The following is a 26,186-nucleotide window of genomic DNA, read 5'->3' as shown; positions in this document are numbered from 1 at the left end:
CACGCCCCTGCCCACGCTGACGCTGCCGTCGCTCGACGGCAGCACCGTGGAGTACACCATGACCGGCCAGGCCGACCCCTCCCTGGGGCCGTTCACCCGCCCGGAGAAGCCCCTGACCTCCCGGAAGGTCTACGCCGCCGCCCATGTGGTGCCGGTGATGTCCGCGGACAACGTCCCCGGCGCGCCGGCCCAGCTGGACTGGGAGGCCACGCTGGCCTACCGGCACGAGCTGTGGTCCTACGGGCTCGGCGTCGCCGACGCCATGGACACCGCCCAGCGCGGCATGGGCCTGGACTATGAGGCCACCAAGGAGCTCATCCGTCGTTCGGCGGCGGAGGCCGCGGCGGTCGTCGAGGCCGGCACCTACCCGGCACTGGCCGGCCACACCGTGCGCGACCTCGTCGCCTGCGGCGCCGGCACCGACCAGGTGGACCCGGCCTCCGTGGAGCCGGGCGAGGCCGGGATCCAGACCGTGCTCGCCGCCTACCTGGAGCAGCTGGAGGTCGTGGAGACCTCTGGGGCGAAGGTGATCCTCATGGCCTCCCGCGCCCTGGCCAAGGTCGCCTCCGGGGCCCAGGACTACCTCGACGTCTACACCCGCCTGCTGACCACCGCCCAGGAGCCGGTGGTGCTGCACTGGCTCGGCCCCATGTTCGACCCGGCGCTGGCCGGCTACTGGGGATCCGACGACGTCGCCGAGGCCACCGAGACCTTCCTGACCCTGATCCGGCAGAACCCGGAGAAGGTCGACGGCGTGAAGGTCTCCCTGCTGGACGCCGAGCACGAGAAGCGCCTGCGCGCCGCTCTGCCCGAGGGCGTGCGGCTCTACACCGGCGACGACTTCAACTACCCGGAGCTCATCGACGGCGACGACACGGCACACTCGGACGCGCTGCTGGGCATCTTCGCCGCCATCTACCCGGCGGCGTCCACGGCTCTGCAGGCCTACGACGCCGGCGATGCGGCCCGCGGGCGCGCCATCCTCGACTCCACCCGGGAGCTGGGGAAGCACATCTTCAGCGCCCCGACGTTCTACTACAAGACGGGCATCGCCTTCCTGTCCTGGCTCAACGGACACCAGTCCGGCTTCCAGCTGGTCGGCGGACTGCACGCGGGACGCTCGCTGCCGCACCTGGCACACACCTTCGTCCTGGCCGACCAGGCCGGGCTGCTCCCCGACCCGCAGCTGGCCGCCGAGCGCATGGCCAGCCTGCTGAAGACCGGAGGCCTCGCATGAGCTTCGAGCTGTCGCTGAACACGGGCACCACCCCGCAGCTGTCCCTGCAGGAGGCCGTCGACGCCGTCGCCGCCGCGGGGCTCTCCCACATCGGCCCCTGGCGTCACCTGCTGGAGCAGGCTGGCGGGGCGGAGAAGGCCGCGCAGATCATCTCCGGCGCCGGACTGAGCGCCACCACGCTGTGCCGCGGCGGATTCCTCACCCCGGCCGACGCCGCAGGGCGGGCCGCCGCGCTGGAGTCCAACCGGGCGGCGGTCCGTGAGGCGGCCGCCATCGGCACCGGTGAGCTGATCATGGTGGTCGGCGGGCTCCCCTCCGCCGCGCACCTGCTGGGCGGGGAGGGCGACCGGGCGGACAAGTCGATCGTGGACGCCCGCGCCCGCGTGGCCGACGGCATCGCCGAGCTGGTGCCCTACGCCGCCGAGCACGGCGTGCGGCTGGTGCTGGAGCCGCTGCACCCGATGTATGCGGCGGACCGTGCGGTGCTCTCCACGCTGGGAGAGGCCCTGGACCTGGCGGCCCCGCATCCGGCGGAGACGGTCGGCGTCGTCGTCGACACGTTCCATGTGTGGTGGGACCCCCAGCTGCAGGAGCAGATCGCCCGCGCCGGCCGCGAGGGTCGTCTCGCCAGCTACCAGGTGTGCGACTTCAACCTGCCGATCGCCGCCGACGCCCTGAAGTCCCGCGGGATGATGGGCGACGGCCATGTGGACTTCCCCACGATCTCCCGGTGGGTGGCCGAGGCGGGCTATACGGGACCGGTCGAGGTGGAGATCTTCAACGAGGAGATCAACGCCCAGGATGCCGCCGTGACGCTGGAGACGATGAAGACGCGCTACGCCGACCTGGTGGAGCCGTTCCTGACGGCCGCGTCCGCGCACACCCCGTCCGCCGCCGTCTGACCATCCCCACCCGTCGAGTGGCCACGAACCACGGGATCTCCCGGCTGACACGCCGTGTCGGGGAAGCAGATGCCGGGATTCGTGGCCACTCGATATGCCAGTCTCGATATGCCCGTCACTCCGAGGAGAGCCATGACCGCTGAAGGATCCGCCCCGACGTCGGTGCTGCTGGTCGGCCTGGACGGCTTCGGCCGCCAGCATCTGCTGAACCTGCAGCGCCTGGCCGCATCGGGCAAGGCTCGGCTGATCGCCGGCGCCAGCTACAGCGACCCCGGCCCAGAGGTCCGCGGGGACATCCCGGTGCACCGCACGCTCACCGAGGCGCGCGAGGCCGGGCACCGCCCCGACGTCGTCATCGTCTCCACGCCGATCAACACGCACCGGGACCTCGCACTGGAGGCGCTCGAGATGGGCGCCGACGTGCTGCTGGAGAAGCCGCCGACGGCGACCTTCGCCCAGTATGAGGAGCTGCTGGACGCCGCCGATCGGCTCGGCCGGCGCATCCAGGTGGGCTTCCAGTCGCTGGGGTCCCATGCCCTGCCCGCGCTGGAGGAGCTGCTGGCCGCCCCCCACGCCCCGGGTGCCATCGGACAGTTGCGCGCGGTCGGAGCCACCGGGCTGTGGCTGCGCCGGGAGGCCTACTACGCCCGCGCTCCCTGGGCGGGCCGACGGGTGCTCGACGGCGTCCAGGTGGTCGACGGAGTGATCACCAACCCGTTGGCCCACGCAGTGCGCACCGCCCTGCACATCGCCGGCGCCCGGGACGCCGACGACGTCGCCCAGTTGGGCACCGAGCTGCTGCACGCCCACCAGATCGAGGCCGACGACACGTCCACCGTCTCGCTGCGCACCACCGAGGGAATCCCCGTGACCGCGGCGCTGACGCTCTGCGCGCCGGAGGACCACCGGCCGCCGTGGGTGACGATCTACGGCACAGAAGGCCACGCGGTGCTTTACTACACCGAAGACCGGCTGGAGATCACGCCCAACCGGGAGGCGCCGTTCAACGCCGGGGAGGCCGGCGAGCCGCGGACGCTGGAGTTCGAGCGCAGCAACCTGCTGGAGAACCTGATCGACGTGCGCACCGGGGAGGCCGAGAGGCTGCTCTCCCCGCTGCGCGAGTCCGGGGCGTTAATGCGCGTGCTGGAGGCGGTCCGCACCGCGGAGGATCCGGCACAGATCGGCGAGGAGCATGTGGAGCAGGTGGATTCTGGCCCCGAGCGGCACCCGGTGATCCCGCATATCGAGGACTATGCCGCCCGCGCGGTGAAGGCCCCCTCCACGTTCTCCTCGCTGGGGGCACCCTGGGCGGCCCCCGCCGCCACGAGCGGTTCCCTGGCGCTTCCCGGCGCCGACGGGGGTGAGGCGCAGACCGTGGCAGAGCTGCGCACCGGCGACGACATCTCCCCCACCGACTCCCCACGGCCCTTCCTGGACCGGGTGCGCACGCGCGGCGGAGTGCTGGTCTCCGATCAGCAGCCGCTGGACCACACCTGGCACCTGGGCGTCGGCGTCGCACTGCAGGATGTGGACGGCACCAATTTCTGGGGCGGGCGCACCTACACCCGGGAGGACGGCCGGTACATCTGGCGCGACGACCACGGCCGGATCGTCATCCGTGCGCAGCAGCTCGACGACGACGCGCACAGCCAGCGGCTGGCCCAGCAGCTGGAATGGATCGACCGCACCGGTGCCGCACTGCTGCAGGAGGACCGGGAGGTCACGGTGACCGGCCGCGACGAACGGTCCTGGGTGCTGGACTTCCGCTTCGCTCTCGCACCGGCCGTGGACCGGGAGGTCTCGCTGGGCAGCCCCGGTTCCAACGGGCGCGCAGGCGGCGGCTACGGCGGCTTCTTCTGGCGGCTTCCCGCCCTGCGGGAGGCCGAGATCTTCACCGCGCAGGCCTCCGGGGAGGAGGATGTCCACGGTAGCGTCAGCGACTGGCTGGCGATCAGTGGGCGCTTCGACGCCGCGCAGGTCGCCCCCCATCTGGGAGCCGGGGAGGCCACACTGGTGCTGGCCTCCGCCGACGAGGACCCCTGGTTCGTGCGATACTCCGGCTATCCCGGAATCGGCAGGTCGCTGGCCTGGGACGCCCCCGTGGTGGCTCGCCCGGGCGAGCCGGTGGCACGCCGGGTACGGGCCGTCGTCGTCGACGGTCTGCTGGACCGTGCGGAAGCCGCCGCACTGGGGAGCAGACTGTCGGCAGAGCTGACCGCGACCCGCGTCTCACGATGAGTCCGCGCAGCGGGCCCGTGTGAGCGCTGATCGTCGCTCATCAGGGCCCACACCGCGGAGGCAACGCCGATCACCCCACCACGAGGAGGAGCATGACCCCCGAGCAGGAGTTCCACGCCAAGCACACACGGCTGACCGGAGTGCTGGAGGAGGTGGGCGCCGACGCCGTCGTGCTGGACACCGAAGGAGCGATCTCCTGGCTGCTGGCCGGGGCGCGGGTGCACATCAGCCTCGCCGGCGCCCCGATCCTGCGGGCCGTGGTGCACCGCGACGGCGTCTCGGTGGGGGTGTTCACCAATGAGCTCGCCCGCATCCGTGACGAGGAGCTGGCGCCGCTGGCCGCGCTGCTCGACGCCGGCACCGTGAGCCTGCACGAGCTACCGTGGCACGCCGATGTGGACGACGTCGTCGGCTGGCTGCCGCAGGCCGCCGGCTGGACGCTGATCCGGGAGACGGGGGCGGCCCAGCAGCTCCGAGCGGTGAGAGCCTCGCTGCTGGACGTCGAGGTGGAGCGCTACCGGGCGCTGTGCCGGTCCTCCGCGAAGGCACTGACCGACGTGCTCTCCGAGGTCACCCCGGAGACCACCGAGCGGCAGCTGGCCGCCGCCCTGGCGCCGCGGATCATCGCCGCCGGCGCCGACCCGGTGGTGCTGCTGGTCAACGGTGAGTCCCGAGCGGCCCACCGCCACCCGCTGCCCACCGATGCGCCGCTGGGCCGCCGCGCCATGGCGGTGGTGTGCGCGCGCCGTCAGGGGCTGATCGCCAACGTGACCCGTTGGGTGGGCTTCGGGGGCGCCGTCGCCGGGGAGGACGACCTGGATGCACGGATCCTCGGCGTGGAGGCCGACGTGTTCGCCGCGCTGCGCCCCGGAGCCCGTCTGGAGTCGGTGCTGGAGACGCTGCAGGAGTCCTATGTGCGGCATGGGTTCCCCGCCGACGAGTGGACGAAGCATCATCAGGGCGGGGCCGCCGGGTACCAGGGCCGGGATCCTCGCGTGGCGCCCGGAGTGCCGGACCTGATCCGGGAGAACCAGCCGTTCGCGTGGAACCCCACCGGTTGGAGCGCGGAGCTCGGCCTGGGCGCGAAGGTGGAGGACACCGTGGTGCTGCGCGCCGCCGGCGGCGGGGCCGCGGGACACGACAGCGGGCTCTGGATCGATGTGCTCAGCGTGGACGAGCGCTGGCCGACGGTGGAGGTCGCCGGGCTGGCACGGCCGGCCGTGCTGCGGCGATGACGCCTCAGTCGGCGTGCGCGCCGAGGCGATCCAGGATGTGTGAGTGGATCTCCTGCACGGTCGTCAGGAGAGCATCGACGTCGCCGGGCCGCTCTGAGAGCGCCGTGTAGTTCACCCACAGCTGGCCGTGGTCCGCGGTCACATTGATCTCGGTGCCTTCGTCCGTGGACCCCATCGCGACGCCGAGGAGCCCGTCCAGCTCCAGGTGTCGAGCGTAAGGATCCTCCTGGGCGTGGTTGATCACGGGCCAGCAGTCCACGGAGCGCTGATGCCAGGCCTCGTCGAGGTCACCGCCGACGACGGCCGGATACCCCTCCAGCGTGACCTCGATGACCTCCCCGTCCTCGCCCCGGTAGGTCTCCCAGACCCAGGAGTTCCCGGTGGCATCCGCGGCGTCGGAGGCTTCGAGGGCGTCGATCGTGTCGAGGATCGCCTGGCGGTGCTCGGCCATGGAGGCGGTGCACAGCGCCTCCTGCACGGGGTCGGCGTCGTCCGGAATGGAGGCCTCCCAGTCATCGAGGACGTCATCCCCGGCGATCTGACTGCGCCAGTCCTCCCAGGTCCAGTCGGGGTCGTCCTCGGAGGCGTTCGGCTCCTCCAGGGTGTAGCCGTCCGGGACGTCCCGGCCCGAGGGGACCAGCGTCTCCAACGTCTCGACGTCCAGCAGGGCCTCCACCGTCAGGCCGTCGTCGCCCGGAGCGCGACCGTCGTCAGCAGGGTCCTGCTCGGCCGGTGCGATCGCGTCGGGATCGGAATCAGGGTCGTGCTCTCCCGGCTCCGACAACGTGACGCAGCCGGTCAGGAGCAGAGGGACCGCGGCCACCAGCACCGCCGCCAGGCCGCTCGAGGAGCGCCCAACGTCAGATCCGTGGGGACCCCTCGTCTGTGTCATACCCATGGGAGGACCATAGCAACTTCACCCTCCCGGAGGGCTTTCGGCCGGCACGACATGGGCGCCGTCGAAATCCCGGATCCGCGCGCTCTCCTGCGGCCGCGCCATGACCTCCAGCAGCAGGTCCGCGGAAGCGGTCCCGTAGGCCCGCGGCTCCAGCGCGACAGCGGTGATCCGTGGTTCACGCACTTCGTGGAGCTCGTCACCGGCGAAGGAGATCAGATCCACGTCCCGGCCGGGCTCGAGCCCGAGCCCCTGCAGGATGCTCTGGGACTGGGCCGCGTACCCCTGGGCGCAGCAGACGATGGCATCAGCGCCGTCGCTCACCACGGAGCCGACCAGGTCGGACAGCTCCGGGATGCGCAGCTCCGGGGAGACCTCCACCACCCACGGCTCGACGTCATGCTCCTGACACCAGGCCTCATAGGCCGCGCGGGCCTCGAGCGCCCAGGAGGCGGGGAGCCCCTCGTCGATCCCGAGGAACACCGGGCGGCGTCGGCCGCGCGGAGGCAGCGTGGCCAGCGCCTCGCGCTGCAGCTCCTCATGACGCGCCCGGATCATGCCGGCCACCTGCTCCGCGCCGGCTCCGCGGTGACGGCCGACCGTGACCACCGGGACCCGGGCCCTCAGCAGAGCGGCGAGCACCGGATCCTCGGGCGTCGGGTCGAGCACGAGCGCTCCGTCGAGGTGGAAGCCACGCTCCTCGCCGCGGCCACGGTGCAGCAGACTGAGATCGAGGTCAGCCTCGCCGACGACGTCGCTGACGCCGAAGGTGAACTGCATGTAGAAGTCGAGCTCTCGCGAGCCGGCGGGCAGGTGGATGCCCACGGCCCCCGCTCGCTTCTGCCGCAGCGCACGCGCGGCCCGGTTGACCACGTATCCGGCCTCCTCAGCGGCGTCCCGCACCCGCGCCACCGTGGCCGGCGAGACCCGTCCGGTGCCGTTCAACGCATCCGACACTGTGGTCTTGGACAGGCCGAGCTGATGCGCGATCGCGACGATGGTGGCCTTGGACTCTGGCATCCCCCCATCGTAGGCGCGTCTCGCCATGACCCGCGGCGACACAGGCGGATGACACCCCCAACGGGCCGACCGACACCGACGCGGCACTTGACGCCATCCGTGGCCTTCGTCACACTAGATCCACTCGTGCCGGAACGTTCCGGCACCGAAAGCCCGAGGAGTTTCCATGACCGCCGCACCACCACAACCCGTCCACCCCTCCCGCCGCGGCAGCCGCCGACTGCCCGCACGGACGCTTCTTGGATTCGTCGGCACGTGGGTCGTGGCCCTGATGGCCGCCAACCTCGTGCCCGTCCTGATCTCACGCCTCATCTCGGACCTGAACCTGCCGCTCTCCAGCGCGGGAGCCCTGGCCACAGGGATGACCGCAGGCACCGTCGCCGCGATGCTCGCCGTCAACCTGATCATCGCCCGAGCAGATCGGCCCACAGTCGCCCGCATCGGCTTGGCGACGATGCTCATCGGGTACGCCCTCGGAGCCGCCACCATGACGCCGACGGCTGTAGCCGTGGGACTCATCATCGGCGGCATGGGAGGCGGCGCAGCACTGGCCGCCGGCACCGCCGCATTCTCCGCCACCCATGACCCCGATCGGACGGTGACGATCGCTACGGTCATCAACCGCCTGGGCGCGGCCGGTCTGCTCGCCTTGGCCCCGGTCATCGCATCGGATCTGCGCAGCCTCCTGGTCCTGCTGGCCGCGATGGCCGCAGCCGGACTCCTGCTCGCCCGCGGCCTGCCGAACACGCCTGGTGCACGGCATGCGTCGAGTGCCGACGAGAGCCCCCAGACAACACGCCCGCCCCGTGCTCCCGGCCGCGGCACCATCACCCTCGCCGGCCTGGTGCTGGCCTTCTCCATGGGCTTCTGGTCGTTGGCCGAGGACATGGTCTACGCGATGTCCGGCACCCTGGCCGCTGACGCCGGCATCAGCCCGGAGACGACCGGGGTGCTCATCTCGCTGAAGGTCATCGGCGGGCTTCTCGGGGTGGTCCTGGCCCCGCTCATGCTCGCCAACTTCGGACGCGGTTGGTCACTGCTGGGAATCGTCGTGGTCAGCACGACTGCGAAGTTCCTGATGATCATCACCGAGTCCGGCACCGTGTTCGCCGCGACCATCGTCATCTGGGGCATCGCTTACGGCGCCGTACTGGTGCTCGTCAACGGCTTGGCCGCCCTCATGGATCTCACCGGACGCACCGCGGTGCTGGTCTTCTCCATCTATATGTGCGGCATCGCCCTGGGGCCGCTGGCCGGCGGCTACTTCCTCGAGTTCGTGACACCCCTGACGTACGCATTCATCGTCTCAGTCCCCAGCGCCGTCTTCGGCAGCGCACTGTTCATCATCTCGAGGCGCAGCAGGCACTTCGACCGACCCCGGACCGTTCAGCTCCACGACACCGGGCCGTCCCTCCCCGCCGAGGCGGAATCTGCCGACGCGTCAGCCATCTCCGACACCACACCGCGCCCCCACTGAGCGACCACCATCCCACCTCACCACCCATCGAACTGCCCACCTGCTGGAAGAAGAAGGAACCATGCCGCACGCTGACACGATCATCATCGCCTCGGCCATCCACACCCTGGCCGACGGGCAGGCAGGCACTGCCCTCGCCCTCGCGGACGGTCACATCCTCGCCATCGGGGAACCCGAGGAACTCGCCTCACTGCACGGCCCCGCAACAGAAGTCATCGACTTCCCCGGAGCCACCATCACGCCCGGACTCTGCGACGGACATACCCACGTGGTGCTGGGCCTGGATCTCACCCGCGGACTGAATTTGACCGACGTCGGCCCCCTGGAGGAGGTCCAGAGGCGCCTCACCGAGGCCGGCGAAAAGGCGGGCGACGGCGAGTGGATCCTCGGATGGGGCCTGGACCCCAACGTGTTCACCTCGACCGGATTCCGCGGCACGCTCTTCGATCACGCCACAGCCGGGCGGCCGGTCCTGCTCCGGATGCGGGACGGGCATTCCGCAGTGGCCAACTCCGCCGCCCTGCGCGCAGCCAGCATCACCGGCCGGGAGACGTTCCCCGATGAAGCCCGCATCGACCTCGATGCCGACGGCAGGCCCACGGGCTACCTCGTGGAGTTCGCCGCGATCGAGCGTGTCACCTCCGCCATCCCGGATGAGACGTTCCCCGCACGTGCGGCACGGTTGCTGACAGTGCTCTGCGGCATGGCTCGCACCGGCACCACATCCACCCACGTCATGGACTTCACCGAAGGCACCGCAGAGCTGATGCATCACCTCGAAACCATCGGGGACCTCCCGCTGCGACTGCGCTTCTCCCCCATGGTGCTGCCCGGAATGACCCATGAGGAGATCCAGCAGATCATCCGGGCACAGGGAACGGGCGGTCGCCGCTGGGAGGCCCGCGGTGTGAAGTTCTTCATCGACGGCACGGTGGACAACGGCTCCGCCTGGCTGGAGGAGCCGGACAGCCACGGACAGGGAACACGCTCGGTATGGACGGACACGGACCAGTACCGGCAGACGCTGGCGCAGTTCGTCCGTCGCGGCATCCCCACCGCCACGCACGCCATCGGGGACCACGGGGTCCGGTTCACCTTGGACGCGCTGGAGGCGGCCGGCGTCAGAACCGCGACGGCGACACACCGCATCGAACACATCGAGACGATTCCCGACGAGCTCGTGCCCCGATTCGCCGACCTCGGTGTCGCCGCCAGCATGCAGCCGATCCACGGCACCCACCACACCTGCGCCGATGGCAGCGACAACTGGTCCCAGCGCCTGGGCCCGACGCGCGCCTCCCGCGGCTGGCGTTGCCGGGACCTGCGCGAAGCGGGCGCAACCCTCGCCCTCGGATCCGACTGGCCGATCACCCACTACGACCCACGCGCCGTGATGGCCGACGCTGTGCTCCGGCGCCCCGCCGAACGACCGAGCGTCACTCCGATCCAGCCGGAGCAGGCGCTGACGACCCGGATGGCCCTGGAAGGTTACACAAGCCACGCGGCGGCCGCAGATGGGCTTGCGAACCGTGAGGGGAGCCTGGCTCCCGGAATGCGAGCGGATCTGACCATCTTCGCCGGCGACCCTCTGGACTGCCCAGCAGAGGACCTCGCCACCCTCCCCGTGGTGGGAACCTTCGTCGACGGGGTGAAGGTGGATGCCTCCCCGTCCACCGCGCCAGCGACGACGGCGCATGCCCGGATCTGACTCCCAGCCCGTCCATCGGCGGAAGGGACGGGGCGCGGCGGGTGGGGAGCATGGCAAGGCGGGGCGGCGGGACCCTGGCCGGCGCCCCGCCGCCCGCGCGGCATCCCACGATGCCGCACCGGCACCGTCACAGCCTCCCCTGACCCTTGACTCCACCCGTCCCCCTCACTAACGTCGGGATCCAACAGCCACGAGAAACCGGTTTCTCAGTATGATGACGCGGATGGAGACCATGACGTTCACCCCCAGCTCTCGCCCTGGAGCACGTGCTCCCCGCGGACTCCGTCACCCCCGCGGACTTCGTCCCACGGGCCTCGCCCTGGCGGCCGTCGTCGGGCTCACCGCCTGCGGCGACGGCGGGAACGCGCAGGCGGACTCCGGGGACGTGACCCTGGAGTTCGCCTTCTGGGGATCGGACTACCGACTCCAGCTCACCGAGGAGATCATCGAGTCCTTCGAGGCCACGCACCCAGGGATCACCGTGGAGACGGCCTACGGGGACTCCGGCTACTGGGATCAGATGGCCACCCGGACCGCCGCCGGGGACATGCCCGACGTCGTCCAGATGGACGACAAGTACCTGCGGGAATATGCCGACCGCGGCGCCCTGCTGGAGCTCTCCGCCGTGGACGTCGACGGCCTGGACCCGGACATCGTGGACAACGGGCGCACCGGTGACGGTCTCTACGGCGTGACGATCGGCATCAACTCCTTCGCCCTGGTGGCCAACCCGGACCTCTTCGAGGCGGCCGGTGTGGACATGCCGGACGACACCACCTGGACCTGGGACGACTACCACCACCTCACGGTGGAGCTCAGCGACCACCTCGACGACGCCTGGGGCGCGGTCTCGCTGAACCAGCCCGGCGCCTTCCAGGTGTGGCTGCGCCAGCACGACGCCCACCTGACCACCGAGGACGGCGAGCTCGGCTTCGACGAGCAGCACGCCGCCGACTACTTCCAGTACGTCCTGGACCTCATGGACGACGGCGGCATGCCGCCGGCCGACGCGCTGGCCGAGGACATGGAGCTGGGCCCGGAACAGTCCCTGGCCGGGCTGGGACAGGCCGCCCTGAGCGGCTGGTGGACCAACGAGCTGCCCACGCTGGCCAATGCGAGCGGCGCCGAGATGCAGCTGCTGCGCTTCCCCTCGCAGACCGGACAGGCCGAGGACAGCGGCATGTGGTTCAAGTCCGCCATGCTGCTCTCCGCCTCGGCCGACACCGAGCACCCCGAGGAGGTCCGGGCGTTCATCGAGCACGTCATCAGCTCCGAGGAGGCCGGCCTGATCTCGCTGACCGACCGCGGTCTGCCCGCAGACGAAGACGTCCGCGCCGCCGTGCTGCCCGAGCTCGACGCCGCCGACGCACACTCTGCGGAGTTCGTCCAGGAGATCGAACCGGAGCTCGGCGAGCCGGAGCCGGTGCCGGCCATCGGCTTCTCCACGATGCGTGAGACCCTCTTCCGCTATGAGTCCGAGGTGTACTTCGAGCGTCTCACCCCGGAGCAGGCCGCCGCGGAGATGATGGCCGAGATGCAGACGGCCCTGCAGTGACCCCCGACCTCCAGTGACCCCCGAACCGGGGCGAGGCGCCTGAGCGGTGCGCCTCTCCCCTGGGCCGCCCCTCTGGTGCGAGAGGGGCGGCCCACCGTCCCGCCCGTACGATCCTGCGCGGTCCGGCCGACCTGTTCCGTCCGGCCCGGCAGGAGGAGAAGGACCCCATGGACCACCCCCGCCTGACAGCCCAGCTCGTCGAGACAGCACAGCCCGTCGAGACAGCCCAGCCCCCGACGCCCGCCGCGACTCATGAGACCTATCGCAATCCGACCCTCAACGCCGACTGGCCGGATCCGGACGCCGTCCGGGTGGGCGAGGACTATTGGATGATCGCCTCCAGCTTCAACCGGGCGCCAGGCCTGCCGGTGCTGCACTCCCGGGACCTCGTGAGGTGGGAGCACGTCACCAATGCGCTGCCCGCGGTGCCGCCGTCGGAGCATTTCGCCGTGCCGCGGCGCGGCGGAGGAGTCTGGGCGCCGAGCCTGCGGCATCACGACGGCGTCTTCCACATCGTCCACCCCGACCCCGACCATGGTCTCTTCGTCACCTCCGCGGAGGACCCGCGCGGCCCGTGGAGCACGCCGCATCTGCTGCTGCCGGGCCGCGGACTCATCGACCCGTGCCCCGTGTGGGCCGAAGACGGGAGGGCTTATGTGGTCTTCGGCTGGGCGCGCAGCCGCGCCGGGGTGAAGAACCGCATCAGCCTGGTGGAGGTGGACCCGCAGCTGCGTCGGCCGCTGAGCGAATCCCGGGTCATCATCGACGGCGACGCCATCCCCGGCTGCACCACCCTGGAGGGCCCGAAGATCTACCGCCGCGACGGCTGGCACTGGATTTTCGCTCCGGCCGGAGGGGTCGCCACCGGGTGGCAGTATGTGTTCCGCTCCCGGGACATCGCCGGGCCCTATGAGCACCGCGTCGTCCTGGAGCAGCACGACACCGACATCAACGGCCCCCACCAGGGCGCCTGGGTCACCACGCCGGCCGGGGAGGACTGGTTCCTCCACTTCCAGGACCGCGGCCCGTTCGGCCGGGTGGTCCACCTGCAGCCGATGCGGTGGGACGACGACGGCTGGCCCCGGCTGGGAGAGCCCGTGGACGAGGTCAGCGGACGTCCGGTCCTCGAGCATCCGGTCCCCCACCCGATGCCGCGCCCTGGCTCCCCCGCGCAGCGCGAACCGTCCCGCAGCGACGAGTTCCGCAGCGCCGTGCTGGCACCACGCTGGCACTGGCAGGCCAACCCCGAGCCAGACTGGCTGCACCTGCCCGGAGACGGCACCGCGAGGCTGCGCGCCCTGCCCGCAGCCGGGGACGACCTCCGTCGCCACGGCGCCGTGCTGGGGCAGCAGCTGCCCGGCCAGGCGGGCCGGTGGACCACCCGCCTCCACCTGGAGGATCCCAGCCCCGGCGCCCAGGCGGGCCTGGCGGTGCTGGGAGACACCTATACCTGGCTCGGCCTGGAGCATCGCGAGGACGGCACCTGGCTGGTCTGCCGCACCGGCGGCGCGGCAGTTGACGCCGCCGCATCCGCATCGGCAGACGCCGCCGATGACGCCTCCGCAGCGGGCCCAGCGGAGACGACCGTCGCCGAGCTGCGCGCCTCCGATGCCGTCGAGCTGGCCCTGACGCATGACGACGACGCCCGGATCACCTTCTTCTGGCGCCATCACCCTCAGGACCCCTGGCGCCAGGTGGACCCGGGCTTCACGGCCACGCAGGGCCGATGGATCGGGGCGGAGGTGGGACTCTTCGCCCGGCGCCCTGCTCCGCTGACCGGCGGTGCCCGCTCCGCGACGGGCACCGTGGGCCACGGGGTATTCTCGGCCGTGACGGTCTGCATGGACGGCAGGAGAGTGTGATGGGACGGGTGCTGAAGGACGGCCCCAAGATCGGCGAGGTCGCCGCGGCCGCCGGTGTCTCCCGGGCCACTGTCTCCCGGGTGATGAACGGGCAGTCCACCGTCGCCCCGGACATCGCCGACCGTGTGCGGGAGGCCGCCGCGGAGCTGAACTACCGGCCCAGCACCCTGGCCCGCAGCCTGTCCCTGGGCCGCTCCAGCACGGTGGCAGTCGTCGTGCCGGATCTGCGCAATCCGATGTTCCATCAGGTGCTGCGCGGCGTCATGGACGCCTCGGAGGCGGAGGGCTACCGCACGCTGGTGGCTGAGACGGCCGACCGCACCGCAGACGAGTCCGCCGTCGCCCAGGAAGCCCGGGCCCGCTGCGATGCGGTGATCCTGGTGAACCCGCGGATGCCGCAGGAGGCCCTGGAGGAGCTGCTCCCCCAGCTGCGCCCGGTGGTTCTGGTCAACCGCACCACCGCACATGAGGACATCCCCAGCCTGGTCATCGACCACGCCCAGGGGATCCACCGGCTGGTGGACCATCTGGCCGGGCTGGGCCACCGGCATCTCGCCTATCTGCGCGGACCGGCCGGCAGCATCTCCGACATCCCTCGCCGGGAGGCGCTGGCGGATGCCGTGGCCCGCCGCCCCGAGCTGCGGGTGGACCACCTGGCCGGAGGGTCGACGATCGACGCCGGCTTCGAGGCCGCCGACCAGGTGCTGGCCTCTGAGGCCACAGCGGTGGTCGCGTTCAATGACCTGACCGCGTTCGGACTGCTGGCGCGGCTCAACGAATCCGGGGTGCGGGTGCCCGACGGCCTCTCGGTCACCGGCTTCGACGACATCGAACTCGCCCGCTTCGCCAACCCCGCGCTGACCACGGTCAACGTCCCCCACGCGGAGCTGGGCCGCCGGGCCTGGCAGCTGCTGGCCGAGGTGGTCGCCGACGGGCCCGTGCCCGCCTCCGGCCGGACGCCCGAGACCTTCGTCCCGGAGCTGACGGTGCGCACCAGCACCGGTCCCGTGCCGCCCCCGCGCGCGCTGACCGCTCCCTCCACGGACCTCTCGGGCCGGGCCCACCGGCACGCTGACGACGACGGCGGGCCCCGCTGGTCCGCGCGCGGTGCCAGCTGGCAGCTGGAGCTCGGGGAGCTGGTCCTGGCCCACAGCATGGGCGGCGAGCGGATGCCCACGGTCCACAGCCCGCGCCCCCACCTGCACCCGGTGCGGAGCCTGCGCGGGCGCCTGCTTACGGACCGCAGCCCGGACGACCACCGCCACCACTACGGCGTCTCGCTGACCATCCCGGATGTGGACGGCACCACCTACTGGGGAGGCCGCACCTTCGACCCGGAGCACGGCCCGATGCTGCTGCCCAACCACGGGCACCAGCATGTGGACCACACGCAGATGCTGCACCGCGGGGCCACGCTGCGTCAGGAGATCCGCTGGATCGACCAGGACCAGCGCCCGCAGCTGCACGAGCAGCGCGAGATCACCGGCGCCGGGCTGGAGGAGACGGAGGCCTGGGCGCTGCGCTGGTCCTCCGCACTGCGGGCCGAGCACGCTCTGACCATCTCCAGCCCGGCAGTGCGGGGCCGTCCAGGCGCCGGCTACGGCGGCTTCTTCTGGCGGCTGGCCACCGGGGACGAGGTGGAGGTCCTGAACTCCGCCGGCGCCCAGGACATCCACGGCGCGCCGGCGAGGTGGGTCTCAGTGGCCGTCCGTCACAGCGAGGACTGGACGAGCCTGGTGCTGGCCCAGCAGTCGGCGGACCCGGTCCCGTGGTTCGTCCGGGCCTCCGACTACATCGGCCTGGGCCCAGCACTGGCCTGGGGCGCCCCGCTGAAGCTGGCCGCCGGGGAGGTGCACCCGGTGGAGTTGCTCGCCGTCGTCGTGGACCGCCGGGTCGACGCCGACGAGGTGGATCGGCTCCTGGAGCTCGGCGAGGGACGGGTGCAGGCGGCACGCAGCACGTGACCCCCGTGGCCTCGGGGCGGCTCAGCCGCGCCGCAGCTCCAGGGTCATCGGGGCCTCGGTCAGCTCCACGGTGCGGCTGCTCGCGCCGTCGGCGTGCCGCCACCCGCCTCCTGCGATGATGTTCAGCCGCGGTGACGGCCAGGCCGCCTGGGAGCCGGGGCGACGGCGCAGCGTCGCCCCGGCGCGGCCCTCGTCCCATGCGAGCTCCTCGAGGACGAGCCCTTCCGCTCCACAGAGACCGGTGACGGCACCGGTGGGCCACCGCTCGGGCAGGGCAGGGAGCAGCACGGCCTGGCCGGGGCCGCTGGTCAGCAGCATGGCGGACACCACGGCGGGGAACCCGCCGGAGGCGTCGGCGTTGAGGATGGATCCGGGGTCATGGGTGGACATCATGCTGGGACGCCAGTAGTTGCCGGCGAGGGTGTGCACCACCCGCAGGGCCAGGTCAGCGTCACCGAGTCGGGCGGCCACCACGCCGAGTTCGCACAGGCCGAAGGCCATCTCCATGCTCTCCGGCGGGTCCGACTCTCGGTAGGCGAGCCGCTGCCGCACCGTGGCCAGGGCCGCAGCCCGCATCTCCTCAGTGGCGAAGGCCTCGTCCCCTTCCGTCCCGAAGGGGTACAGGTGAGAGGTGTGCCGGTGGTGCGGCTCATCCGGAAAGCCGGGGTGCGCCCACTCGGCGAGCGCACCCTCGGCGGTCAGCCGCGGCACCGGGAGGCTGTCCCGCAGCCGGGCCCAGCCCGCGGCGTGCGACTCGTCCCCCATCAGTCGGCCGATCCGCGTGGCCACGACGGCGGCATCGCGGATCGCGGCGATGTCGGAGGTGGCGTCCACGGCCAGCGGGTTCGCCGCCCCGCGCGGGGTGTTCTCCGGCGAGTAGCTGGGCACCAGGTGGGCGACGCCGTCGTGGTGGTGGACGGCGGTCTCGCAGCAGCGCATGACCTCCTGGGCGAAGGACCACAGCCACGGCAGAAGGGCCGTGTCCCCGGTGGCGGAGAACAGGTCCCAGCCCTGCCGCAGCACCCAGGGGCCGCCGCCGAGCCAGAACAGATGCGGGAATCCCACCGAGAAGTGGCTGGCGTGCCCGTGGGTGCTCAGCCGGGCGGGCAGCAGCACTCCCTCCGCCCCGAAGATCCGGCGGGCGTTCTCGCGGAACGCCGGAAGGTGCCGGGAGACCAGGCGCAGCAGACTCAGGCGCAGCTCCGGCATGCCGGTGGAGATCATCGAAGCGGTGGCGCCCAGCGTGACGTTGCCGTTGAGCGTGTAGTCCCCGGACCAGGCGGGCGTCCAGGTGCCCTGCCACAGGCCGGTCAGGTTCGGCGGCAGCATCCCCGTGGAGGAGATGACCGTGTGCCGGGAGGCGGCGTAGACGAGCTCCACCAGCGCGTCCTCAGCGGCGAGGTCGCCAGTGCGGGCGGCGGCCAGCAGCTCCTCCGTGGGCTGTGCGGACCACGGCCGCTCCCCCGTGTCCTGCCGCTTCCCAGCACCTTGCGGCTCCCCCGTGTCCTGCCGTTTCCCGAGATGGAAGACGCTGCGGGCCGCCAGCTCCTCCCGTGGCGGGCTGGGCAGGGTCGTGCCGTCCAGCAGCGGGTCATGGGCCGGGGCGCCGTCCACGGTGACGCGCAGCTGAAGCCTGGCCGCGGAGCCCGCCGGCACCGGCAGCCGCGCGACGAGGCTTCCCTCACCGTGCAGCTCGGCGGCCGGCAGCGGGCTGACAGTGGTCTCGGCGGTCTCGTGCTGGTCCGCGGGGCGGGCCTCCGCCCGTCGGGCCCCGACGCGCAGCCGGGCGTGCTCGCCGTCGAGAGCCGCCGTGGCCCGCACGCGGGAGGCCGGGTCGACCGTGCCAGCATCATCAGCCCCGGCATCGTCAGCCCCGGAGCTCAGGCGCAGGACGAACTCGGCCGGGGCCTCGGAGCTGAGCGAGAGGTGAATGGTCTCGTCTCCATGGCGCGGCGCGGCCCGGAGGGTCTGGCGCCCCCGCCGGGCGTCCTGCCAGCTGATCTCGACGACGCCGGTGCGCAGGTCCACATCACGCCGCCGGCTGCCCGGCACCGGGTCCGCCTCCGGATCGGTGATCACCAGTCGGGCGGCGGGCACGAAGGGATCCGTCCAGATCAGGGCGCCGCCGGGGCTGTGCTCCTCGGCCGCCTCGGCGAGCAGATCTCCCGCGGAATCGGCGTCGCCCTCGAGCAGCGCCTGGCGCATGGCGGGAAGCCGGGCCTGCAGGTCGGGCGCCGGCATGTGGGGGTTCGCGGGCAGGAAGAACCACTCATGGGTGAGGTCCACGCGGTGCTCCCGGGGGTCCCCGTGGATGAGGGCGCCCACCCTGCCGGTGCCCACCGGCAGGCCGTGCTCCCAGTCCTCACCGGCGGAAACGCTGGTGAACGCGCCTGGCGCCTCGTCGGGACGGGCTGACGGCGTGGCCATCCGGTTCCTCTCGCTCAGGGGGTGCTGCTCACTTCAGGCCGGTGGTGGCGATGCCCTTGACCAGGTACCTCTGACCCATGATGAAGAAGGCCACGATGGGAAGCAAGGACACCACTGACATGGCGAACATGGGGCCCCATGACGACTGACCTTCAGCATCCATGAACTGTCGCAGCGCCAACGGCACCGTGTACAGGTCGGGGTTGGTGATGTAGATCAGCGGAGAGAAGAACTCGTTCCAGGTGCTGATGAAGGTGAAGATCGCCGTCGTCGCGAAGGCCGGGATGCACAGCGGGGCGATGATCTGGAAGAAGATCCGGAAGGGACCGCAGCCGTCGATCCGGGCGGCGTCGTCGAGCTCCCGGGGCAGGGCCCGCATGAACTGGACCATCAGGAAGATGAAGAACGCGTTGGAGGCCAGGAAGTTCGGCACGACCAGCGGCAGGTAGGTGTTCAGCCAACCGAGCTCGGAGAAGATGATGTACTGCGGGATCAGCAGCACATGCCCCGGCAGCATCAGGGTCACCAGGGCCAGGCCGAAGAACAGCTTGCGGCCGGGGAACTCCAGACGGGCGAACGCGTAGGCCGCGAGCGCCGAGCTGACCACGGTGCCCACGATGCTCAGGCTCACCACGATCGCGGAGTTCACCAGATAGTGGCCGAACGGGTGCTGCAGGGAGTTCCACCCCTCCGTGTAGTTCTCGAACCGCCACTCGGAGGGCCACAGACCCTGCTCGGTGAAGATGTTGGCGTCCGGCTTCACGGAGCTGGAGAGCATCCACAGCAGCGGGTACATCATCACCAGCGCCACACCGCAGAGGATCACGTGGCGCAGGAACCGGCTGCGTGCGGTGTCCTGGGCGTCGACGCCGCTGATCTCCGCCTCGCCGGAGTCCCGGTGCCGACGTCGTCGTCCTCCGGTGCCGCGCCGCTGCCTCATGGTGGGCGCGGGGGCGGGCGCCACAGGGCTGGTGGGAATCGCCATGGTCGGTCTGCCTTCTCTCAGTTCTCGTAGTAGACCCAGTACTTCTGCGCGATGAAGTTCAGCGCGGTGAACGCCGCGATGATCACCAGCAGCAGCCAGGCCATCGCCGAGGCGTAGCCCATGTTGAACCGGCTGAACCCCTCGATGTAGAGGTTCAGGTTGTAGAAGAGGGTGGAGCCCGCGGGCCCGCCTGAACCGTTGGAGAGCACGTAGCCCTGGGTGAAGGTCTGCAGCGTGCCGATCGTGGAGAGCACCAGGTTGAAGAAGATGATCGGGCTGATCAGCGGCAGCGTGATGGAGCGGAACTGCCTCCACCGGGAGGCGCCGTCCACGGAGGCGGCCTCGTAGTACATGGTCGGCACCTGCCGCAGCGAAGCGAGGAAGATGACCATGGGTGCGCCGAAGGTCCACACGTTGAGGATGATCAGCACGCTCAGCGCGGTGCTGGGGTCGGACACCCAGGCTGGGCCTTCGATGCCGAACCAGCCCAGGAAGGTGTTGACGATGCCGCGGGTGCCGAAGATCTGCCGCCAGAGCATCACGATCGCCACGCTGCCGCCCAGCAGGGACGGCAGGTAGTAGACGGCCCGGTACAGCGGCAGCCCCCGGATGCCCTTGTTCAGCGCGAGCGCGACCCCCAGTGCGGCGATCAGCGAGAGCGGCACGGAGACGAACGTGTAGGTGAAGGTGACGATCAGTGACTGCCCCACCCGCGGGTCCCGGAACAGCTCGATGAAGTTGGCGAAGCCGACCCACTCCGGAGGGGTGAGCAGGTCGTAGTCGGTGAATCCCAGGTACAGGGAGGCCCCGAACGGGACGATCGTGAACAGCATCCCCAGGAACCAGGGCAGCAGGAAGATGTATCCCGCCCACTGGACCTGGCCTCGCCCTCCTCTCCGTCGACGGCGGCGCGGCGCCGTCGACGGTGTCGCGGCAGGCCCCGGGGAGCCCGAGGGCCCCTCGGGCCGGGCCTCCGGCGCCTGGGTGGTGGTCATCGCCATCTCATGGCTCCTCTCGCTCCGCCCGGCGGCCCTCAGGCCAGTCCCATGGCACCGTCGGCGGTCTCCCGCAGCCGCTGGGCGGCCTGCTCCGGAGTCATGCGCCCGAACTGGACCTCCTCGTCGACCTCGGTGAGCATGTCCTGCACGGCGGAGCCGCCGGCGGGGTCGGGCCGGGACTCCGGCAGGTCCTCCTCGGCGAGGTCGAGGATGTACTGCATGGACTCCTGGTCGGCTTCGCTGAGGCTGTCGGAGATCTCCTGGGCCACCGCTTCGCTGGAGGGCAGACCTCGGGTGACCCCGACGGCGGCGTTGCCCTCGGCGTCGTTGATCATGAAGTTCAGCAGGTCCAGGGCGCCCTCCACATTGGGAGCCTCCGCCCCGATGGACCAGTACATGGCGGTGTCGATGGACATCCCGCGGCGGGCGCCCTGCACCTCTCCGGGGAAGCGACAGAGCTGCAGCGGACCCTCGACGACGTCGCCGAAGACCTCGAGATTGTTGGTGGGGATGACCTGGCCGGCCACGAGGCCGGAGGCGATGGCGGACTCGGCGGCCGAGTTCCCGGTGATGTCGATGAATCCGGCCGGGGGCAGGCCGCCGCGTTCACGCTGCTCCACCGACATCTCGAACCAGGCGGCCAGGGTCTCCTCGCTGGCGCCGAACAAGCCGTCCTCGGTGTAGAGCTCCTCGCCGGTCTGGCGCACCCAGACCACCAGGTTCTGCACGGTGGCGAAGGAGAGGTCCACCCCGTAGACCTCGTCGCCGGCGGCGGCCGCGGCGTCGGTGATCTCCCGGCTGAAGTCCCAGAGGTCCTCCCAGGACCAGGTGAGATGGTCCGGCACCTCGGCGCCATAGTGCTGAGCCCGGTCCGTGTCGATGATGAACCCCACGGCGTTCAGCCCGGCGGGGATGCCGTAGAGGTCATCCCCTACTCGTCCTAGCGGATAGGTGTCCGGGACGCCGCTCAGGTCCAGCACGTCGGTGTGTTCGCTGAGGTTCAGCAGGGCGCCCCGATCGGCGTACTCGCGGAGTCCGTCGCGCCGCTGGTTCATCAGGTCCGGGATGTCTCCGGCGGCGAAGCGGGTCGCCATGCGGTCCTGATAGGGCCCCGAGTCGGCGTAGTCGGTGGTGATGCTCAGCTCCGGGTGACGTTCCCGGTAGACGTCCAGCATGGCCTCGGTCTGCTCCGCGCGGGTGGCGTCTCCCCACCAGATCACATTCAACGACTCGGAGCTCCCGCCGGCGGAGGCGCTGCCGCCCCCGAAGCGGTCGCAACCCGCCAGGGAGATCGCGGCGGCCCCGCCGAGCCCGAGGCCGAGCAGCGTGCGGCGACTCAGCGCCGACCGGGCCAGAGTGCGTCGTGCCATGTCCATGGAACTCTCCTTGTCGCTCGTGACGGTCCCGCGTCACTCCGGCGAGAAACCGGTTTCTCGTGAAGGGATGGCGCCACAGTACTCTGTGACCCATGCCACTTCAACAGCTGAACGGCGATCCGATGATGCCGCTCTCGTGTCACCTCATGCGCGGCGGGCATGAGACGCACGGGCGCGGAGCTGTGCGGCGCGCCACCCCACTCCCGGAACCACGCATCCTCGATTAGGCTGAACACGTCACATCGCGCAGTCCACAAAGGAGCACACCATGCCAGGTCCGATCATCGTCGGCGTCGACGGAAGCCCCACGGCCCGCAAGGCCGCGGAGAAGGCCCGTGAACTCGCCACCAGGCTGAACGCCCCGCTGCACGTCGTCTCGGCCTACGCCGACGACCGCACCGAGGTCGTCAACAGCGGGTCGGACCAGTGGGTCGTCTCAGACGCCGACAACGCCCGCTACATCGCCGAGAAGGTCTCCGAGTCGCTCAAGGCCCCGGGCGTGGAGATCCTGCCCCGCTCCGTGCACGGCAAGCCGGCCGACGCCCTGATCAGCTATGCGGAGAAGATCGACGCCGACGTCATCGTCGTCGGCAACCAGCGCATGCGCGGGGTGCGTCGCGTGCTCGGCAGCGTGGCCAACTCGGTCTCCCACAACGCCACCTGCGACGTCTACATCGCCAACACCTACGCGGACTGACGCCCAGCGTCAGACCCAGCGTCAGCGGGGAACACGGTGGACAGCATCTGCGTCATGACGTGATGTGCATCACATGATGCCCCATCGGTCCTGGACCTCCTCAGGCCGGCGATCTACCGTCGAGAAACCGGTTTCTCACCGGATGGCGTCCCTACCCGTCCGGTCGGACCCGGCATGGATCCCTCGACGCGAAAGGCCAGCGATGCCCCTCACCGTCCCCGACCCGCAGACTCGTCCACCCACCAACAGACACCTCCGACGGCGCGCCCGACGGTCCGCCGTCTCGACGCTGCTGGCCGCTTCCCTGCTGGCAGGCTCCGGCCTCACGCCAGCACAGGCGACGCCGTCGGCACCGGCGCCGCTGTCGGTGACGCCTCCGGCGACCACCACCTCCACCACCTCCACCGCCTCCACCACCCTGTCCGCGGAGGACCAGCTCGCCCGGGAGACCCTTTCTCCGGGCGACGGCTGGGCGTCCGTCGACGGCGGCACCACCGGCGGGGCGGAGGCCGAGGAGATCGTCGAAGTCACCAGCCGCGCCGAACTCGTCGACGCCGTCGCCGGGGATGAACCGAAGATCGTGCGCGTCACCGAGGACATCCACGCCGATGAGGCCGATGACGGTTCCCTGATGACCTGCGAGGACTATCAGCGCGACGGCTACTCCTGGGAGGACTATCTGGAGGCCTTCGACCCGGAGCAGTGGGACGGCGCCGCCGAGGGACCTCTCGAGGAGGCCCGCCGTGCCTCCCACCGAGCCCAGGGCGAGCAGATCCGGCTGAAGCCTGGCTCCAACACCACGCTGATCGGCGCTGAGGGCGCCACACTCACCGGGTTCCAGGTGGAGCTCGCCGAGGTGGACAACGTCATCGTGCGGAACCTGCGGATCTCTGACCCCTATGACTGTTTCCCCCAGTGGAAGGGGAACGAGTGGGACGTCGAGTGGGACAACGTGACGCTCTCCGGAGCCACGCACGTCTGGCTGGACCACCTGACGCTCGACGGCGGCGAGACCGACCACGCGGCCCAGCCCGAGGTGTTCGGCCAGCAGGTGCACCGCCACGACGGCATGCTGGACATCGTCCGCGCCTCCGACCTGGTGACGGTCTCCTGGAGCCGGTTCGACGGCCATGACAAGGCGCTGCTGTTCGGCAACGGCGATGACCGCACCTCCGACCGCGGCACGCTGCGCGTGACCATGCACCACAACGAGTTCACCGACCTCGTGCAGCGCGCCCCGCGCGTCCGCTACGGACAGGTCCACGTCTACAACAACCTCTACCGAGTCGCCGAGTCCGCCCCGTATCTGTACTCCTGGGGCGTCGGCGTGGAGTCGAGCATCACGGCCCGGAACAACGCCTTCGAACTGGGCGACGGCGTCACCGCGGCTGACATCATCCACGCCTGGGGAGGCGACGGAATCGTCGAGGAGGGCACCCTCGTCGACGGCGAGCCCGTCAACGTGCTGGACGCCTACCTCCAGGAGCATCCGGACGCTCCCCTGAGCGACGAGATCGACGGTGAGTCCGGCCCCCACGGGGTGGTCCAGACCGCCGCACGCGCCGCCGACGCCGTCGACGAGCACGCCGGAGCGACCCTGACCCCGGAGTGGACCGACCCCACCGACCCGGTCGCCGCCGGCGAGGAGGTGCTGGACCGCATCAAGGCCCCCGACACCACCACCGAGGCGGGCCCCGTGTGGTCCCCCACGCCGACCGGATTCGCCGCCACCCCCACCGACGACCTCCCCCAGGGGACCACCGGAGGCACCGGCGGCCCGACCGTCACCGTCGAGGACGCCGAGGAGCTCGCCCACTGGGCCGGCCAGGAGGAGCCGGTGACCATCTTCATCAAGGGAGCCGTCGAGGTCGAGGAGCTCGGAGAGATGATCCGGGTGGCCGGCGACAAGACGATCGTGGGGCTGAACTCCCGCGCCGCGCTCGTCGGCGGCGGATTCTTCCTGGATGAGGTGCAGAACGTGATCATCCGCAATCTGCGCATCCGCGACTCCTACGTCCCCGGCGACTGGGACGGCAAGGAGAACGACCACGACGGCGTCCGTGTCGATACCTCCTCGCATGTCTGGCTCGACCACATCGACTTCACCCGGATCGGAGACGGCGAGGCCGACCTGCGCAAGGACTCCACCGCGATGACGCTGTCCTGGAACATCTTCCGGGACCACAACAAGGCCATCGGGGTGGGCTGGACGGACAATGTCGAGACCACGCTGACCATGCATCACAACTGGTTCTCCAACTCGTACCAGCGCAATGCGAGCATCGACAACGTCGCCGCCGGCCACCTCTACAACAACCTCGTGGAGGGCTTCGGCCAGTACGGCACCATGTCCCGCGGGGCCGCGCAGCTGGTCATCGAGAACAGCGTCTACGCCCATGGCGAGGACCCTGTGGTCGCCAAGGACCCGGAGTCCCAGGTGGAGCTGCGGGGGAACAGCTTCACCGACGTGCGGGGACGCCGGGATGACACTGGGCCGACCTTCGAACCCTCCGAGCACTACGACTACACCGCCGACCCGGTGGACGACGTCCGCCGCCTGGTGACCGCCGACGCCGGTCCGCTCGGCGCCCCGGAGAAGGTCGGCCGGACCGTGACCGTGGCCCTGGACGGCAGCGGGGACTACGAATCCGTGACCGCGGCCGTCGGTGCCGCCTGGCGGGCTGATCGTCCCGTGGACATCGTCATCGAGCCGGGCGTCTATGAGGAGGTCGTCCGTCTCTGGCCCGGCATGGAGGGCATCACCGTCCGCGGCGCCCCCGGTGATCCGGAGGACGTCGTGATCTCCTACGACCTGGCCGCCGGACAGGAGAAGTTCTACGGTGGGACCTTCGGCCTCACCGGCTCCCCCACGGTGGCTGTGCTCGCCGAGGACGTCACCCTGCAGAGCCTGACGATCGAGAACGCCTATGACGAGGAGGAGCACGGCCCCAGCCAGGCAGTGGCGCTGCGCACCGCCGCTGATCGGGTGGTCCTCGACGATGTGCGCCTGCTGGGGAATCAGGACACGTTCCTCGCGGACACGCCGTCACGGGACGAGGGCGCACGGGTCTACATGCGGGACTCGTACCTGGAGGGCGATGTGGACTTCCTCTTCGGCGGGGCCACCGCCGTCGTCGAGAACTCCCACATCCACTCGCTGGACCGCGGTGAGGAGCACACCAACGGCTATGTGGGCGCACCGGCCACCCACACCGGCGCTCCGGGCTTCCTGATCCTGGACAGCACCTTCACCTCGGACGCGGCCGAGGGCACCGTGCACCTGGGGCGGCCGTGGCACCCCAGCAGCAACCCGGACGTGGAGCCGTCGATGATCGTGCGCGATTCCGAGCTGGGGGCCCATATCGCCACGCCCGCCTGGGCGGACATGGGCGGCCACTCATGGGAGGACAGCCTGCTGGCCGAGTACGGCAACACCGGTCCGGGCGCTGTGCCCGACGGCGAGACCTGGGAGGGTCGGCCGCAGCTCTCCGAGGAAGAGGCCGCCGAGCACACCCGGGAGGCGTATCTGACCGGTGACGACACGTGGCGCCCGTGGCGGTGATCCACGCCCCGGTGGGCCACGCGCCGGTGATCCACGCCCCGGTGAGCG

The 26,186-nt window shown here is 70.9% G+C and carries 17 protein-coding genes; 11 read left to right on the top strand and 6 right to left on the bottom strand.

Going from position 1 to position 26,186, the window contains the following annotated elements:
- Positions 1–7 precede the first annotated feature (7 nt).
- The 4 genes from Q7C18_RS08380 to Q7C18_RS08365 all read left to right on the top strand — a co-directional run bounded on the left by Q7C18_RS08380 (position 8) and on the right by Q7C18_RS08365 (position 5,612).
- The gene (locus tag Q7C18_RS08380) at positions 8–1,237 is read left to right on the top strand and encodes a dihydrodipicolinate synthase family protein (RefSeq protein WP_311025119.1); all 1,230 of its coding nucleotides are present in this window, start codon (positions 8–10) and stop codon (positions 1,235–1,237) included.
- Positions 1,234–2,139 carry a sugar phosphate isomerase/epimerase family protein gene (locus Q7C18_RS08375; protein WP_311024989.1) on the top strand — a complete coding sequence of 302 codons (906 nt, stop codon included), beginning with the start codon at positions 1,234–1,236 and terminating at the stop codon, positions 2,137–2,139. Before Q7C18_RS08380 ends, Q7C18_RS08375 begins: the two co-directional genes overlap by 4 nt.
- A 132-nt stretch (positions 2,140–2,271) precedes the next feature.
- A complete protein-coding gene (locus tag Q7C18_RS08370) occupies positions 2,272–4,377 on the top strand; it encodes a DUF6807 family protein (protein WP_311024988.1) in 2,106 nt (701 codons plus the stop codon).
- A gap of 92 nt (positions 4,378–4,469) precedes the next feature.
- Positions 4,470–5,612, top strand: a complete 1,143-nt coding sequence (locus Q7C18_RS08365; protein WP_311024986.1) for a M24 family metallopeptidase — start codon at positions 4,470–4,472, stop codon at positions 5,610–5,612.
- A gap of 4 nt (positions 5,613–5,616) precedes the next feature.
- On the opposite strand, the gene Q7C18_RS08360 is transcribed toward Q7C18_RS08365, so the two are convergent.
- The gene (locus Q7C18_RS08360) at positions 5,617–6,504 is read right to left on the bottom strand and encodes a hypothetical protein (RefSeq protein WP_311024985.1); all 888 of its coding nucleotides are present in this window, start codon (positions 6,502–6,504) and stop codon (positions 5,617–5,619) included.
- Between the two features lie 24 nt (positions 6,505–6,528).
- Complete coding sequence (locus tag Q7C18_RS08355) at positions 6,529–7,527, bottom strand: LacI family DNA-binding transcriptional regulator (protein WP_311024984.1); 999 nt, start codon at positions 7,525–7,527, stop codon at positions 6,529–6,531.
- A 166-nt stretch (positions 7,528–7,693) separates the two neighbouring features.
- Here Q7C18_RS08355 and Q7C18_RS08350 point away from each other — a divergent pair, with 166 nt between their 5' ends.
- The 5 genes from Q7C18_RS08350 to Q7C18_RS08330 all read left to right on the top strand — a co-directional run bounded on the left by Q7C18_RS08350 (position 7,694) and on the right by Q7C18_RS08330 (position 16,093).
- Positions 7,694–9,004 carry an MFS transporter gene (locus Q7C18_RS08350; RefSeq protein ID WP_311024983.1) on the top strand — a complete coding sequence of 437 codons (1,311 nt, stop codon included), beginning with the start codon at positions 7,694–7,696 and terminating at the stop codon, positions 9,002–9,004.
- Between the two features lie 61 nt (positions 9,005–9,065).
- The gene (locus Q7C18_RS08345; protein WP_311024981.1) at positions 9,066–10,712 is read left to right on the top strand and encodes an amidohydrolase; all 1,647 of its coding nucleotides are present in this window, start codon (positions 9,066–9,068) and stop codon (positions 10,710–10,712) included.
- A gap of 223 nt (positions 10,713–10,935) precedes the next feature.
- Positions 10,936–12,267: an extracellular solute-binding protein gene (locus Q7C18_RS08340; protein ID WP_311024980.1), complete on the top strand. Its 1,332-nt coding sequence runs from the start codon at positions 10,936–10,938 to the stop codon at positions 12,265–12,267.
- 167 nt (positions 12,268–12,434) lie between these two features.
- Positions 12,435–14,129, top strand: coding sequence for a family 43 glycosylhydrolase (locus tag Q7C18_RS08335; protein ID WP_311024979.1), 1,695 nt, complete (start codon positions 12,435–12,437; stop codon positions 14,127–14,129).
- Positions 14,129–16,093, top strand: coding sequence for a DUF6807 family protein (locus Q7C18_RS08330; protein WP_311024978.1), 1,965 nt, complete (start codon positions 14,129–14,131; stop codon positions 16,091–16,093). The genes Q7C18_RS08335 and Q7C18_RS08330 overlap by 1 nt, the downstream gene beginning before the upstream one ends.
- Positions 16,094–16,114: 21 nt before the next feature.
- On the opposite strand, the gene Q7C18_RS08325 is transcribed toward Q7C18_RS08330, so the two are convergent.
- From Q7C18_RS08325 to Q7C18_RS08310, 4 genes are read right to left on the bottom strand one after another with little or no spacing between them, the layout of a single operon-like run.
- A complete protein-coding gene (locus Q7C18_RS08325) occupies positions 16,115–18,520 on the bottom strand; it encodes a glycosyl hydrolase family 95 catalytic domain-containing protein (RefSeq protein WP_311024977.1) in 2,406 nt (801 codons plus the stop codon).
- 28 nt (positions 18,521–18,548) lie between these two features.
- Positions 18,549–19,505, bottom strand: a complete 957-nt coding sequence (locus Q7C18_RS08320) for a carbohydrate ABC transporter permease (RefSeq protein ID WP_311024976.1) — start codon at positions 19,503–19,505, stop codon at positions 18,549–18,551.
- A gap of 17 nt (positions 19,506–19,522) precedes the next feature.
- The gene (locus Q7C18_RS08315; protein ID WP_311024975.1) at positions 19,523–20,506 is read right to left on the bottom strand and encodes a sugar ABC transporter permease; all 984 of its coding nucleotides are present in this window, start codon (positions 20,504–20,506) and stop codon (positions 19,523–19,525) included.
- Between the two features lie 32 nt (positions 20,507–20,538).
- Positions 20,539–21,879: an ABC transporter substrate-binding protein gene (locus Q7C18_RS08310; RefSeq protein WP_311024974.1), complete on the bottom strand. Its 1,341-nt coding sequence runs from the start codon at positions 21,877–21,879 to the stop codon at positions 20,539–20,541.
- Between the two features lie 268 nt (positions 21,880–22,147).
- On the opposite strand from Q7C18_RS08310, the gene Q7C18_RS08305 reads away from it, so the two are divergent.
- Positions 22,148–22,576: a universal stress protein gene (locus Q7C18_RS08305; protein ID WP_311024972.1), complete on the top strand. Its 429-nt coding sequence runs from the start codon at positions 22,148–22,150 to the stop codon at positions 22,574–22,576.
- Positions 22,577–22,778: 202 nt separating this feature from the next.
- Positions 22,779–26,138, top strand: a complete 3,360-nt coding sequence (locus Q7C18_RS08300) for a pectinesterase family protein (protein ID WP_311024971.1) — start codon at positions 22,779–22,781, stop codon at positions 26,136–26,138.
- Positions 26,139–26,186: the final 48 nt, after the last annotated feature.

It is taken from the genome of Nesterenkonia sp. CL21, from assembly GCF_031705515.1.
Classification (GTDB): Bacteria; Actinomycetota; Actinomycetes; order Actinomycetales; family Micrococcaceae; genus Nesterenkonia; species Nesterenkonia aethiopica.
The sequence above is the reverse complement of the archived record's forward strand: the minus strand, read 5'-3'. Positions and strand labels throughout refer to the sequence as shown.